At 69.7% G+C, this 13,833-nt stretch carries 11 protein-coding genes; 4 read left to right on the plus strand and 7 right to left on the minus strand.

Translation table 11 applies throughout. The features are described from left to right. Position 1: 1 nt before the first annotated feature. Genes J5V16_RS12215 through J5V16_RS12225 form a run of 3 tightly spaced genes read right to left on the minus strand, consistent with a single transcriptional unit; the run spans position 2 to position 3,642 of the window. Positions 2–1,156 (minus strand): exonuclease SbcCD subunit D, encoded by a 1,155-nt coding sequence (locus J5V16_RS12215; RefSeq protein WP_208496548.1) that lies wholly within the window; start codon positions 1,154–1,156, stop codon positions 2–4. Between the two features lie 19 nt (positions 1,157–1,175). Further along, positions 1,176–2,903: an ATP-binding protein gene (locus tag J5V16_RS12220; protein ID WP_208496549.1), complete on the minus strand. Its 1,728-nt coding sequence runs from the start codon at positions 2,901–2,903 to the stop codon at positions 1,176–1,178. Then, positions 2,896–3,642 carry a pyrimidine reductase family protein gene (locus tag J5V16_RS12225; RefSeq protein WP_307792941.1) on the minus strand — a complete coding sequence of 249 codons (747 nt, stop codon included), beginning with the start codon at positions 3,640–3,642 and terminating at the stop codon, positions 2,896–2,898. Before J5V16_RS12225 ends, J5V16_RS12220 begins: the two co-directional genes overlap by 8 nt. 68 nt (positions 3,643–3,710) lie before the next feature. On the opposite strand from J5V16_RS12225, the gene J5V16_RS12230 reads away from it, so the two are divergent. Beyond that, positions 3,711–3,962 (plus strand): ribbon-helix-helix protein, CopG family, encoded by a 252-nt coding sequence (locus tag J5V16_RS12230; RefSeq protein WP_208496550.1) that lies wholly within the window; start codon positions 3,711–3,713, stop codon positions 3,960–3,962. After that, positions 3,959–4,399 carry a type II toxin-antitoxin system VapC family toxin gene (locus J5V16_RS12235; RefSeq protein WP_243901069.1) on the plus strand — a complete coding sequence of 147 codons (441 nt, stop codon included), beginning with the start codon at positions 3,959–3,961 and terminating at the stop codon, positions 4,397–4,399. Before J5V16_RS12230 ends, J5V16_RS12235 begins: the two co-directional genes overlap by 4 nt. A 1-nt stretch (position 4,400) precedes the next feature. Here the strand turns inward: J5V16_RS12235 and J5V16_RS12240 are convergent, their stop codons facing one another. Next, positions 4,401–5,720 carry a D-arabinono-1,4-lactone oxidase gene (locus tag J5V16_RS12240; RefSeq protein ID WP_208496552.1) on the minus strand — a complete coding sequence of 440 codons (1,320 nt, stop codon included), beginning with the start codon at positions 5,718–5,720 and terminating at the stop codon, positions 4,401–4,403. A 78-nt stretch (positions 5,721–5,798) separates the two neighbouring features. Between J5V16_RS12240 and J5V16_RS12245 the strand changes: the two genes are divergently transcribed. Then, positions 5,799–7,031, plus strand: a complete 1,233-nt coding sequence (locus J5V16_RS12245) for an amino acid deaminase/aldolase (protein WP_208496553.1) — start codon at positions 5,799–5,801, stop codon at positions 7,029–7,031. Between the two features lie 63 nt (positions 7,032–7,094). Here the strand turns inward: J5V16_RS12245 and J5V16_RS12250 are convergent, their stop codons facing one another. From J5V16_RS12250 to J5V16_RS12260, 3 genes are all read right to left on the minus strand, one after another. Next, the gene (locus J5V16_RS12250) at positions 7,095–9,758 is read right to left on the minus strand and encodes a transglycosylase domain-containing protein (RefSeq protein ID WP_208496554.1); all 2,664 of its coding nucleotides are present in this window, start codon (positions 9,756–9,758) and stop codon (positions 7,095–7,097) included. A gap of 533 nt (positions 9,759–10,291) precedes the next feature. After that, positions 10,292–11,932: an FAD-binding dehydrogenase gene (locus J5V16_RS12255; RefSeq protein WP_208496555.1), complete on the minus strand. Its 1,641-nt coding sequence runs from the start codon at positions 11,930–11,932 to the stop codon at positions 10,292–10,294. Between the two features lie 75 nt (positions 11,933–12,007). Further along, positions 12,008–12,643: a flavin reductase family protein gene (locus J5V16_RS12260; RefSeq protein WP_208496556.1), complete on the minus strand. Its 636-nt coding sequence runs from the start codon at positions 12,641–12,643 to the stop codon at positions 12,008–12,010. A gap of 158 nt (positions 12,644–12,801) precedes the next feature. Between J5V16_RS12260 and J5V16_RS12265 the strand changes: the two genes are divergently transcribed. Further along, the gene (locus J5V16_RS12265; RefSeq protein ID WP_208496557.1) at positions 12,802–13,791 is read left to right on the plus strand and encodes a hypothetical protein; all 990 of its coding nucleotides are present in this window, start codon (positions 12,802–12,804) and stop codon (positions 13,789–13,791) included. Positions 13,792–13,833: the final 42 nt, after the last annotated feature.

The raw sequence follows: 13,833 nt of genomic DNA on the forward strand, positions 1-13,833 counted from the left end.
CTCAGGCCTCCTCGGCGACGGTCTGGGTGTCTTCGTAGAGCTGGGCGAAGAGCTTGGTGACGGCCGGATCGTCGTGCTGGTGCTCGGTGAGGTACGCGGCGAACAGGTCGCCGGGGCTGCGGCCGGAGCGTCGCTCGCGCGGTTTGACGTCCGAGGCGCGCATGACCGGGTCGATGTGGATCTGGACGGCGCGCGGGAAGAGGTCGGCGACCTCGCCGCGAAGCCCGGCCCGGGCGGGCTCGGTGACGAACACCCGCAACCACGCCCGCTCGTCCACCTTGGCCTTCGCGAGCTGCTCGAGGGTGCCGCGCACGGTCTGGAGCGGCACGGCCGCGGTGAGCGGGACCGTGCGGGCGCGGGCGGGCACGCCGGGGGCGACGTCCACGATGGCGACGCTCGGCGTGTGGTCCTCCTCGCCGAAGTCGACCGCGAGCGGCCCGCCGGAGTAGCGGATCGGGCAGGGGCCGACGATCGACTGCGCCTTGTGCAGGTGCCCCAGGGCCACATAGGAAGTGGTGGGCGGGAAGATCGCGGCGGGGACGGCGTAGTCGGCGACGGTGTGGACCTCGCGCTCGCCGCCGCCCACCTTGCCGCCCACCACGGTGAGGTGCCCGGTGAAGAGGTTCACGGTGTCGGCGGTGAAGTCCTGCGTGAGCGCGGCGACGAGGCGGCGCAGGTGGTCGGCGTAGTTCGCCTCGGCCCCGGCCGCTCCGAGCTCGAACAGCTCGGCGGCGCGCACGGCGTGCCGCTGCGCGATGAACGGCAGGGCCGCGCAGCGCCAGCGCTCGCCGCCCTCGGTCTCCCCGGTGACGAGGTGGTCGGCGGCCTTGCCGAGCGAGCCGCGCAGGTGGATGCCTGCGGCGTGGGCCCAGTGGCGAAGCGCCTCAAGGGCTTTGCCGTTGTCGTGGTTCCCGGCGATCACCACGACCTCGGCACCGGTGCCGCGGAGCGCGGACAGCGCCGAGAACAGCAGCCGCTGCGACTCGGCCGAGGGCGAGGCGGTGTCGAAGAGGTCCCCGGCGACGATCACGAGGTCGACCGCCTCGTCGCGGGCGATGTCGACCATCTGCTTGAAGACGGCGCGCTGCTCGTCGAGGCGCGAGCGGCCCTTCATGGTGACGCCGACGTGCCAGTCGGACGTGTGGAGAATCCGCACGGCGTGCTCCTCTGATCGCCTAGAACGGGATGTCGTCTTCGTCGTCCCCGGCGAGGTCGAACGGGTCGACCTTGGCGGTGGGGGACATCGCCCGGCCCGAGCGGGCCGTGGCGGCCGGGGCGGACCCGGCTTCGGCGGGGCGGGTGGCCCACGCGGGGAACGGGAAGTTGACCACGAGCGGCACCGGGAGCTCGGGCTGGGCCACGAACATGGTGCCGGGTTTGGCCATGAGCACCCGCATGCGCTGGGCCTGCGTGAGGAACCCGTACTCGGGGCGGGTGGCCTCGGCGGCGTCGAGGCGGCCCACGACCCGGATCGCGGAGTTCGAGGCGATGCGCCGCTCCACTTCGGACGCGGTCTGCTGGGCGCCGATGAGGATGACCCCGAGGGAGCGTCCGCGTTCGGCGATGTCGAGCAGGATGTCCTTGATGGGGCTGGTGCCCTCGCGCGGCGCGTACTTGTTGAGCTCGTCGAGGACGACGAACTGGAGCGGGCGCGCGGTGCCGGCCTTCTCCTTGCGCTCGAACTCGGTGCGGAGCACGACGCCGACGACGAAGCGCTGCGCCCGGTCGGGCAGGTTGTGCAGGTCGACGACGGTGACCTGCGCGTCCGAGGTGAGCACCGCGCCCTTGGGCGGCAGGTCGCCGCGGATGAGCCGCCCGATGTCGCGCCCGGAGGCGATGAGGCGGCGGATGAACGCGTTCACCGTGCCCAGGCCGATCGCGGACCCGGCCCATTCGGTGCGGGTCTCGTCGTCGGAGAGGCGCTCGCAGACGAGCTCGACGAGGTCGCGGTAGCTGGTGAGCAGCTGCCCGTCGACGCTGATCGCGCCGTTGTCCTTGGGGCGGGCCTCTTTGCGGAGCCGGGCGGCGACCTGGTGGACGACCATCGTGTACTGCTGACGGTCGTCGTCGCCGTCGGCGAACACGAACGGCAGCAGGCCCAGCTGGCAGAACTCGGCGAGCGTCCAGTAGAACGCGTCCACGCCGGTGGACCGGCAGGCCACGTCGGGGACGCCGTTGGAGTCGCCCTCGCGCGGCGGCGCGAGCACCTCCACGGACTTGAACGCGCCGGGCTCCATGCCGAGGCGGCGGTAGGAGTCGCGCACGGTCTCGTCGATCTTGGTGTTGTCGTGGTCGAGGAGCAGCAGGTCCTCGCCCTTGACGTTGAAGATGAGCGCCTTGGTGTTCGCGGCCTCGGCGCCGAGCGCGCCGGAGTGCAGGAGCGAGTAGAGCATCCAGGTCGCGAACGAGGTCTTCGTGGCGACGCCGGAGATGCCGGAGATCGAGACGTGCGCGCCCCGGGTGCCGTCGAGGAAGTCCGGGTTGAGGAACACCGGCTGGCCGTCGCGCGAGAACCCCAGGGGCACTTGGCGGGCCATGCCGTCGAAGTACAGCGCGCGGTCGCGGTCCTCGCCGGCGGCGCGCTGCACCTCGGCGCCGGGGCGCGGCGGGACGAACACCTCGGGCTCGACGCGGGTCACGGTGACCTCGGCGGCCTCCTGCACCTGCGCGGGGAGCAGGCCTCCGGCGATGTCGAACACGTCCGAGTCGAACTGCGCCCCTTCGTGGCGCGAGCGCACCGAGGTGACGACGCCGGAGATGCGGACCGTGCCGACCCCGGGCACCTGGCGCTCGGTCGTGAGCACGTCGTCGAGCTGCGCGTACGCCTCGGGCCCGACCCCGACCCAGAACGACAGGGGTGTCGCGTCCTCCGTGCCGAGCACGCGGCCCACCGATTCACTCATCGGTCGATCCTCGCAGATACCGCAGGATGAGGTTGCCCCCGGCTTCGAGGACGTGTCGCAGCTCCAGGGGCCGCGCGTCCTTTGCGGCCGGCCCTTCGGCGACCCGCACGGGACCGGCGCCGACCAGGAGCGGCGAGACGGTCAGGTCGAGCTCGTCGACGAGGTCGTCGGCGATGAGCTCGCCGAAGACGCGCGGCCCGCCCTCGCACAGGATCTGGCGCAGCCCGAGCTCGCGCAGCGCCGCGAGCGCCGCGGGGAAGTCGACCGCGCCGGTCCCGGCGGCGATCACGTCGGCGACCTCGCGGAACGGCCCGACGGTCGCCTCGGGGAGGTCGGCGGGGACGACGACGATCGGGCGCCTCGGCGCGAGCGTGAAGATCCCCATCGCGGGGTCGAGCCCCGCGAGGCTGCGCGAGACGACCGCCATGACCGGCACCTCCGGCAGGCCCTGCGCCTTTCGCCAGGCCATCCGCTCGGGGGAGAGGACCAGCGGCCCGTACCCTTCGGCCTTCACGGTCCCCGATCCGGCCAGGAGCACGTCGCAGCGCGCCCGCAGGACTTTGAACACGCGCTTGTCCTCTTCACCCGAAAGGGGACCGGACAGCCCCTCCAGGGTCGCCGCGCCGTCGGCGCTGGAGACGAAGTTGACCCTGAGCCAGTCGGGGGCGGGCGGCGCGTACGCCGCGTACACCTCGTCGTCGGTCAGTTCATCGAGTTTTCGGTAGACCACCTCTGCCACGGCCACAACCTAGCCCACGGCCCCGACAACGCCGCGGCTGGAAGCTCATGGGTGGTACCATCGGTGGCATGAGTCGCAAGAAGAGCACCGTCTACATAGAGGAAGCCGCCGACATGCGGCTCGAAGCCGCCGCTCGGAAACTCGGCGCTTCGAAGGCCGAGCTCATCCGGCGCTTCATTGACGAAGGACTGCTCCGCACCGGTGAAAGCGAGCCCCCGCTGCCCCCGCTGCCGAAGTTTCGCAGCGGGCGACCGCTCACCGTCGAAGAGATGGACGAAGCGATCTACCAGAGCATGAAACGGCGCGCACAGAAGCGATGATCATCGTCGCCGACACCTCCGCTGTGCTCGCCGCCTTCGATGAGAGCCAGCCGTTCCACGAAGCGGCCGAACGGATCATGGAGACCGAGTCGCTGCTCGTCTCACCGCTCGTCATGACCGAGCTCGATCATCTTGCCCGCCGCGAAGGCGGCTTCGACTTCGCCGTTCAAGTCGCCGAGTCGCTGCTGGTCCGGTTCGATCGCGGTCGGTACCAGCTCGCCACGATCCGCTACGAGGACTTCGCGACTGCCAACCGGCTCCGCCTTGACTATCGGGGCTTGAAACTCGACTTGGCCGATACTGTCGGTGTCGCGCTTGCCGACCGATACGAGACCAACCGCATCTTCACCCTGGACCAGCGCGACTTCCGGGCCATCAAACCGATCACCGCCGGGTTCGACGCCTTCGAGATCCTCCCGTTCGACTGGAGCGATTAGCTCAGTCGCCGAGGACGCGTTCCAAGTACGGGTTCGAGAAGCGGCGGTCAGGGTCGACCTCCTTGCGCACCGCGAGGAAGTCGTCGAAGTGCTCGTACAGCTCGCCCAGGCGCTCGGCGTCGAGCGAGTGCATCTTGCCCCAGTGGGGCCGCCCCTCGGCGGCGTCGAAGATCGCGGCGCAGGACTTGAAGTAGGCCTCGTGGTCGTGCCTGTGGTACTGGTGCACCGCCACGTAGGCGGTGCGGCGGCCCTGCGCGGTCGAGAGCCAGATGTCGTCGGCGGCGGCGAACCGGACCTCGACGGGGAACGACACGAGGTGGCGTTCCCGGTCGACCATCGCGTGCAGCTCCCGCAGGACCCCGGGCAGCGCCTCGCGCGGCAGCGCGTACTCCATCTCGCGGAACACGACCGAGCGCGGCGAGGCGAAGACCCGGTGCGACACGTCCGTGTACTCGCGGGCGCTCCACACCCTCCCCGCGAGGCGGTTGAGGCCCGGGACCATCCCGGGGAACCGCACCCCGACCCGGTTGCTGGCCTCGAAGAGCGTGTTCTCGGTGAAGGCCTCGTTCCACCAGTACTGGAGGCGGCTGGGAGCCCGGCTCGGCTCGGACATCGCGTACCGGTTGTTCCGCTTCGTCAACGTGCGGTCGGTGTGCGGGAACCAGTAGAACTCGAAATGGTCGTTCTCGGACACGAGCTCGTCGAGGTTGTCGAGCACGGCGTCCAGCCGCTCGGGCCGCTCGTCCGCCTTGAGGCGGAACGCCGGCACGCACTGCAGCGTCACCTCCGCGATCACCCCGACCGCCCCGAGGCCGAGCCGCGCCGCGGCGAACAGCTCCGGCCGCTCGAACTCCGTGCACTGCACGGTCGAGCCGTCGGCGAGGACCAGCTTGAGCCCCTTGACCTGCCACGCGAACCCCCGGTACCGGTCCCCGGTGCCGTGCGTCCCGGTCGAGATCGCCCCCGAGATCGTCTGCCGGTCGATGTCGCCCATGTTCTCCAGCGCGAGCCCGTGCGCGTCCAGGATCTCGTTCAGCCGCCACAGCGGCATCCCGGCCTCCACAGTGACCAGCCCGGTCCGCTGCTCGACGGCCACGACCTGGTCGAGACCGCTCATGTCGACCTGCACGCCGTCGGCGACCGCGATCCCGCTGAACGAATGCCCGGCCCCCACGGCCTTGACGCGCAGCCCGTCCGCCGCGGCCGCAGTGACCGCGGCGGCCAGCTCCTCCGTGCGCGCGGGCCTGACGGTGCGGGCGGGGTCGGCGTTCTCGGTGCCCGACCAGTTCTGCCAGATCGAGGTTCCCACGGCAGCTCCCATAGCTACGACGGTTGAATGTGAGGCGAACTTCACGGTAGCTTTCATCTAACCCCAATTGAGCTGCCGAAGGGAAGTCGGATGGGCTACCAGCGAGTTACCGGGGTCGATGTCCCCGCCGCGCTCGAACACCGGTTCGCCGAACTGGGCCGCGCCACCGCGGGACTCCAGGCGCCGTTCGCGGTCGTGGACCTCGGCGCCTTCGACACCAACGCGGCCATCCTGCGCCGCAACGCCATCGGCAAGCCCCTGCGACTCGCCAGCAAGTCGCTGCGCTGCCGCGCCCTCATGCGCCGCGCGCTCGCCCAGCCCGGCTTCAAGGGCGTCCTCGGCTTCACACTCCCCGAAGCGCTCTGGCTCGCAGAGGAATTCGACGACATCGTGGTCGCCTATCCGACCGCCGACACCGACGCGCTGCGCGTTCTCGCCGCCTCCGACGAGCTCGCCTCCCGCATCACGCTCATGGTCGACTCGGTCGAGCACCTCGACTTCCTGCGCCGCCACGTCGAGCCGAACCCGTCCCGACCCCTGCGGCTGTGCCTCGAACTCGACGTCTCGCTCGAACTGCTCGGCGGCCGCGTCCACATCGGCGCCCACCGCTCCCCGGTGCGCACCCCCGAGCACGCCCTCGACATGGCCCACGAGATCGACAAGCGCCCGGGCGTCGACCTGGTCGGCATCATGGGCTACGAAGGCCAGATCGCCGGCGTCCAGGACGCCTTCTCCGCCGCCGCCCTCCGCTACCCGCTGGTGCGGCTCATGCAGCGCGTCTCGCGGGCCGAACTCGCCGAGCGCCGCGCCGAGGCCGTCGCCGCGGTCCGCCGCGTCACCGACCTCGAGTTCGTCAACGGCGGCGGCACCGGCTCGGTCGTCTCGACCGCCGCCGACCCCTCGGTCACCGAGATCGCCGCCGGGTCCGGCCTGTACTCGCCCGCGCTCTTCGACGGCTACCGCTCGATCCGCCCGATCCCGGCCGCGTTCTTCGCCCTCCCGGTGGTCCGGCGCCCGCGCCCGGGCATCGTCACCGCGCTCGGCGGCGGCTGGGTCGCCTCGGGCGCGCCCGGCCCCGACCGGCTCCCCAAGCCGACGTTCCCCGCCGGGATGCGCTTCTCCAAGACCGAAGGCGCCGGCGAGGTCCAGACCCCGCTCAAGGGCCGCGCCGCCGACGCCCTCGCCATCGGCGACCGCGTCTGGATGCGCCACGCCAAAGCCGGCGAGCTCGCCGAACGCGTCAACACGATCCACCTGGTGCGGGGTGGCGAACTCGTCGACGAGGTCCCCACCTACCGCGGCGAAGGCCACGCCTTCGCCTAAGCGCCGCAACGCGAAAGGGCCGGCCCGGCGGAATTCCCGCCGGGCCGGCCCTTTCGTCAGCGATCAGTCGTCGTTGCGGCCACCGCCGCCACCGCCGCCACCGCCGCCACCGCCGCCGCCGCCACCGCCTCCGCCGCCACCACCGGCGCCGGGCTCGCAGAGCCCCATGAACTCGGAGATCGGGTCGCAGGTCTCACCCGCAGGCGGCGCCGCCTGCTCGCACTTGGGGTCGCCCGGCTTCGCGACGCAGTACGCGCTGCTCGCGTCGATCTTGCCGTTCTCGTTGAGGATGTCGTCCACCATCTCGCTGCCCACATGCGAGGCGTCGCTCCAGGCCTTCGTTTCGTACCCCTCGGACTCGATCGCGTCGTTCATGAACTGGATCCACACCGGGTAGCTCAGCTTCGAACCGAAGGTGTCCTCAATGGTGCCCTCGGTGTTCAGCAGCGGCGCCGACTCGGCGGTCGCGTTGCCCACCCAGGCCGCGATGCTCAGCTGCGGAATGGCGCCCACATACCAGGTGTGCGCGTTGGCGCCGTCCTCGTACTGGTCGCCCGCCTGCCACGTACCGGTCTTGCCGGTGAGCGGGCGGCCGCCGTCGATCTGCTCGCCTTCACCGGTGATGGTCGAACCGACGAACTGGAGGTTCCGGGCGATGCTCGAGTCGAGGGCGGCGTACGACTCCAGCGGCCGCTCCTCCGGCATCTTGTTGCCGTCGCGGTCGTACACGGCCTCCACGTAGTGCATCTCGTTGTACATGCCGTCGGCCGCGATCGTCGCGTACACGTTCGCCATGAACGCCACCGAGGTCGGGTACTGCCCGAAGCTGACGTGGTAGTAGAACGGGTCGTTCTTCGAGTTCACGTCCAGCTCGGTCTTCTTCGGCGTCTTGCCGTCGTCCTCGTACCCGTCCAGCGACGCGTCGATGTCGATGTTGCCGTTGTCGTCGGTCACGAACGAGCCGTCCTCGTTCTCGATGATGCCGTGGCGCGAGTAGGTGACGGTGCCGTCGTCGGCCCGGTAGAACCGGTAGGTGACCTCTTTGCCGTCCTCGGTCTGGGTCAGCTGCCGCACGCCCATGTCCACCGCGGTCTTCACGATCGCGGTCGCCCCCCACTTCTCGGCGATCGCGTACATCGGGGTGTTCTTGGACTTGCGCACCGCGTCGGTGAGCGTCATGTGGTCGGCGCCGCCCGTGTCCGAGCCGGAGTTCGAGATCGTCGGGTCCTCGAAGTCGGCGAGGGACTCGAACTCGCGCGGCGATTCGCCGTTCCACCACGAGTCGATCGACGCGCCGTTGTTGATCGCGGTCGCCGCCGTGATCATCTTGAACGTCGACGACGGCGGGTGCGGGTTCTCGAGGCCGGCCTTGTCGATGCCGAGGCCGTTCTGGCCGCCGTAGTAGCCCAGCACCCGGCCGGTGCCCGGCTCGACCGCGACGACGGCGCTGGCCATCGACAGGTTGTAGTCGGCGAGCGCGGCCTTGTCGTTGTCGTTCTCGAACTCGAAGTAGCCGTCCTCGTTGACGTACTCCGCGGCGGCGGCCGCGTTGTCGACCACTTGGTTGTCGTCGTCGACGAATTCGCCCGCCTCGTTCTTCACCCGCACGAGGTCGCCGCGCCCGGCGGTCGTCTGGGCGGCGGCCTGGACCTCGGGGTCGAGGGTGAGCTCGACGGTGTAGCCGCCGGTGTCCGCCTTCTTGCCGTAGAAGTCGTCCTTGGTGAGCCCGTAACGGCTCTCCAGCTCGGCCCAGACGTAGCCGTCGGTCGGGTTGGTGATGAAGCCGGTGGGGGTGTCGTGGCCCCAGGTGCCGGGGTTCTCGAGCTCCTTGAGCGTCTCGGGCATCCCGGCGTCGAGCTGCGCCTGGATCTCGGCCATCTGCTCGTCGTCCTTCAGCTTGTCGCCCATGGTGAGCAGCGTGTTCATCCCGTACGTCCACCGGTCGAGCGGGGCGGTGCTCTCCTCCCCGGCGATGCGCGGGTCGAACGAGCCGTCACCGGCCTTGACCTGCATGACCAGCATCATGCCCTCGCCCCAGGTGAGGTCTTCGAGCTTCTTGCCGAACCACACCTCGGCGGCGGCCTCGATGCCGTAGGAACCGCGGCCGTAGAAGTTGAGGTTGAGGTAGTGGAGGAGGATGTCCTCCTTCGAGGTGTCCTGCTCCAGCTTCATCGCCATGACGGCCTCGCGGGCCTTGCGGCCGTACGAGATGTCGCCGCGGATCTCGGTGACCATGCCCGCGTACTGCTGGCTGATGGTCGAGGCGCCCTGCGTGTCCCCGCCCTTGAGGTTGTTGACCAGGGCGCGCATGGTGCCCTTGTAGTCGACGCCCTCGTGCTCGAAGTAGTCCTTGTCCTCCAGGGCGAGCAGCGACCAGATCACCTCGTCGGGGAGTTGGTCGTAGGTGTCGACGAGCTTGCGGGTGTACTCGCCGTATCCGGCGAGCGCGGTCTCGCTGCCCTTCAGCTTGAAGGTCGTGGACTCGCCGAACACCAGGTCCTTGGGCGGCGGGACGCTCTGGAAGAACCACGATCCGGCCACGGTGACCGCGCCGAGGAGCATGAGGCAGGTCATGATGAGGGCCGCGTACACGCGGCGGCGGCGCACGGACATGCGCTTCTTCTTGCGACCCTGCTTGGCCGCGCCCGGGACGGGCTTGGGCTTGGCGGCGCCGACCACGGACGCGCGGCCTACGTTGCCGCCGCCGGCCACCGAAGGCGGTCCCACCGGCGGACCTCCCGCGGGCGGACCCGCCGGCACCCTCCCCGGAGGCGGACCTGCGGGCGACGCCCCGGCTGGGGGTCCCATCGGCGGCCGCATCGGCGGGCTCGCGGGCGGACCGGTCGGCGGACCCGCGGGCGGGCCGTAAGGCGGGCCCGAGGGGGGACCGGCCTGGTGGCGCGGGGCAGGGTGCTGAAAGTCGCTCATGCTCAACCATCCACGAGTTTGTCAGGTGCCGAGGCGCGGCGTCGGCCTGCGACCGGCTTCGACGAGCGCTGCAGAGGAGCATTCAGGCCGGCGCCCGCCGAACCTTGGATGCTAGCGGACCACGCCCGGTAGGCGAGGAGTGCTCGGTTCCGCGGGTGAGGGAGGCCGCTTATCGACCACCTTAGACCTCCACTGCCACACCGCAACCGGTACGCACGTGACGAAACGGCACACACCGTCACCGTCACGGGACGCGGAGCGGGCCGCGCCTGCTCACGCAGCCGCGCCCCTCGCGCCCACATCGGGCGGTGACTCCGCTCACCCAGAGAACCTCACGCGGCGACGCCGCGCGCGGCCTGCCTCCCCGAGAACAGGCACCCGCCGAGGAACGTGCCCTCCAGCGACCGGTACCCGTGCATCCCGCCGCCCCCGAACCCGGCCGCCTCACCCGCCGCGAACAGCCCCGGCAGCGGCGAGCCGTCGGCCCGCAGCACCCGGCCGTCCAGGTCGGTCTGCAAGCCGCCCAACGTCTTCCGCGTCAGCACATGCAGCCGCACCCCGATCAGCGGCCCCGCCTTCGGATCCAGCAGCCGATGCGGCGTCGCCACCCGGATGAGCTTGTCGCCCCGGTAGTTCCTCGCCCCGCGCAACGCCGTCACCTGCAGGTCCTTCGTGAACTTGTTGTCCATCTCGGCGTCCCGCGCCTCGACCGCCGCCCGCACCGTCTCGTACTCCAGCAGGCCCTCGCCCGTGATCCCGTTCATCTTCGCGACCAGCTCCGGCAGCGTCGGCGCCACCGCGAAGTCCGCCCCGTGCTTCTTGAACGCCTCCACCGGCCCCGGCGCGCCCGGCAGCACCCGCTTGAGCAGCAGCTTTACGTCCTTGCCCGTCAGGTCCGGGTTCTGCTCGGAACCCGAGAGCGCGAACTCCTTCTCCAGGATCTTCTGCGTGAGCACGAACCACGTGTACTCGTGGCCCGTCGTCATGATGTGCTCCAACGTTCCCAGCGTGTCGAACCCCGGGAACAGCGGCGCCGGAAGCCGCTTCCCCGTCGCGTCCAGCCACAGCGACGACGGACCCGGCAAGATCCTGATCCCGTGGTGCGGCCAGATCGGGTCCCAGTTCTCGATGCCCTCGGTGTAATGCCACATCCGGTCCCGGTTGATCAGATTCGCCCCGGCCGCCTCCGCGATCCCCAGCATCCGGCCGTCCACATGCGCCGGCACCCCCGAGATCAGCCGCTTCGGCGCCGGCCCCATCCGCGCGGGCCAGTGCTTGCGCACCAGATCGAAATTCCCCCCGATCCCGCCCGACGTCACGACCACCGCCTCCGCACTGATCTCGAACTCGCCCAACGCCTCCCGCGTCGTCGCCGCCCCGCGCGCCGACTCGTCCGGCGACAGCAGCGTCCCCGAGACGCCCGTGACCGCCCCGTCAGTGACCGTCAAGCCATCGACCCGGTGCCGGAACTTGAACTGCACCTTGCCGTCCCGCTCCGCCTGCCGCACCCGCTCCGCGAACGGCGCCACCACCCCCGGCCCCGTTCCCCACGTGATGTGGAAGCGCGGCACCGAGTTCCCGTGCCCCTGCGCCGTATAGCCCCCGCGCTCGGCCCACCCGACCACCGGGAAGAACCGCACCCCCAAGGAGTGCAACCACGCCCGCTTCTCACCGGCCGCGAAGTCCACATACGCCTCGGCCCACCGCCGCGGCCACTCGTCCTCCGGCCGATCGAACTGCGCCGTCCCCAGCCAGTCCTGCCACGCCAGCTCGTGCGAATCCTTGATCCCCATCCGCCGCTGCTCGGGGGAATCCACCAGGAACAATCCCCCGAACGACCAGAACGCCTGCCCCCCAAGGGACTGCTCGCCCTCCTGGTCGATCACGGTCACGGTCTTCCCGAGCCGGACCAACTCCGACGCGGCGGCCAACCCGGCCAGCCCCGCCCCGACAACGATGACGTCACTGTCCATCGCCCGCGCCTCCCCAGCAGCAGATACAACGCCTACCGGCGCGTAGCGCCAATATGCCAGGACGGCCCGTAACCGTCAACCAGCCGCCGCCAGCCGCACCCCCTGATGCGGCATCTTCCACGCACTCGCCAGCGCCGAGGCGTGCACGTTCGTCGCGCCGCCGAAGAACTCGCAGAACTTCATGATCAGCGGATCCCACCCGACCGGATCCACATGATCCGTCCCCGGGATCACCAGCCGCTCCTCGACATGCGCCCGCACGACCCGCACCTCGACCGCGCTGGCCCCCTCCCCGAACGGGTGCACCTGCTCCACCACGCACTCCAACTGGATCGGACACTCCGCGACCCTAGGCGCCCGCACCACCTCCGACGCCTGCGCCGTCAACCCCGCCGCCCCGAACTTGTCCTTCTCGAACCGGTACCCCTTGGCGACCTTCCGCTCCGGAACCGGATCCGCCCCCGTCAACGGCGCCAACCGATCCACCGCCCCCGCCATATCCGACGACGCCAGGTTCAGCACGCACTCCCGCTCCCGCACCAGATTCCCCATCGTCTTCGACCGGTTCCCCATCCCCAGCATCGCCGACTGCCCCAACCACCACGCCGAGGACATCGGCGCCACATTCCCCGACCCATCCTCATTACAAGTGCCCAACAGCACCACCGGAGTCCCGAAGTACAACACCTTCAAATCCACGATCACATGCATCAAAGCCTCCAGCCGTTCGCTCGAATCTCAATCCAACCCGCGCACCACATCGCTTGCTGGCCGAAAACCGACGTCGCGTTCCCGCGCCCCGAGCAGCCCGCAGCCCGCATAAGCTGAAGCACCCCTTCACGTCTCAACCCGCAAGGTGATGACCTCCCGTGACTGATCCCGAGTTCGAACTTGGCCGCGTCTACGACCGCGACGAGATCCACAGCAACTGGGGAGGCTCCCGATACAGCGGGATCGCACACTCCAGGACCACGCCCAACGTGATGATCTTCTCCGACCCTGCCAAGGGCCGGCCCTATGGCTACATCGACGACCTTGCCCTCTACGACGATGAGGGACCGCTTGTTCGCTACACCGGCGAAGGCCGCGTGGGCGACCAGATACTCGCCAAAGGCAATGCCGCGATCCTGAACCACCGCGAAGACCGTCGGGCGATCCGACTTTTCGAAGCGGTTGGCTACGTTAACGGGTCCAGTGCTCGGCTCCACAAGTATCTCGGCGAGTACGGGTTGGACCTGTCAAACACGCACATCTACGCAGAAGCGCCTGACGAGAACGGTGACCTCCGGAAGGTGATCGTCTTCCAGCTTCGACCGGTCGGCGCGACCGCTGAACCCTCGATCGAAATGGTTCCGGTCATGCCAGGCATCACCTACACCGACTTCCATGAAGCCGCTGAGCCTGAGCCGATTGAGGTGCTCGCGAGCAAGTTGGTCGAGCCCGAGAACAATGCCGCGTCTGCTTTTGTGCGAAAGGCCATCGAAGAAACGATGGTTCGGCGCCGCGAAGCAGAGCTGGTCGATCGATTCCGGGCGCTGCTTGAAGCTGATGGCCACGAGGTGAAGCGCTGCCAGATCCCGATCCCGGGCCTCAACGCGATGCTGCTAAGCGATGTTTTCGACGTCTCCGACAACGTCCTCTACGAAGCCAAGGGCCAGGCCGACCGGAACTCGATTCGGCTGGCGATCGGACAGCTCTTCGACTACCGGCGCTATATCGACCCCAGCCCGGCTGCGCTGGCGATCCTTCTTCCGGAGGCTCCCCATGACGATCTTAAGCGCCTGATCGAGTCCGTCGGTCTCGAGCTGGTCCATGAAGAGGAAGGTCGGTTCGTCGGCTGGCCCGTGAAAGCTAGGTAGGGGTGTCTCACCGGGTTACGGGCCGCGCGTTGCGCTGGTCGA

The organism is Glycomyces niveus (assembly GCF_017592475.1).
Taxonomy (GTDB): domain Bacteria; phylum Actinomycetota; class Actinomycetes; order Mycobacteriales; family Micromonosporaceae; genus Glycomyces; species Glycomyces niveus.

Excerpts from the sequence above, each read along its gene's own strand:
- J5V16_RS12220 (WP_208496549.1), bottom strand. The coding sequence starts at position 2,903 with ATGAGTGAATCGGTGGGCCGCGTGCTCGGCACGGAGGACGCGACACCC.
- J5V16_RS12230 (WP_208496550.1), top strand. The coding sequence starts at position 3,711 with ATGAGTCGCAAGAAGAGCACCGTCTACATAGAGGAAGCCGCCGACATG.
- J5V16_RS12235 (WP_243901069.1), top strand. The coding sequence starts at position 3,959 with ATGATCATCGTCGCCGACACCTCCGCTGTGCTCGCCGCCTTCGATGAG.
- J5V16_RS12240 (WP_208496552.1), bottom strand. The coding sequence starts at position 5,720 with ATGGGAGCTGCCGTGGGAACCTCGATCTGGCAGAACTGGTCGGGCACC.
- J5V16_RS12245 (WP_208496553.1), top strand. The coding sequence starts at position 5,799 with ATGGGCTACCAGCGAGTTACCGGGGTCGATGTCCCCGCCGCGCTCGAA.
- J5V16_RS12255 (WP_208496555.1), bottom strand. The coding sequence starts at position 11,932 with ATGGACAGTGACGTCATCGTTGTCGGGGCGGGGCTGGCCGGGTTGGCC.
- J5V16_RS12260 (WP_208496556.1), bottom strand. The coding sequence starts at position 12,643 with ATGCATGTGATCGTGGATTTGAAGGTGTTGTACTTCGGGACTCCGGTG.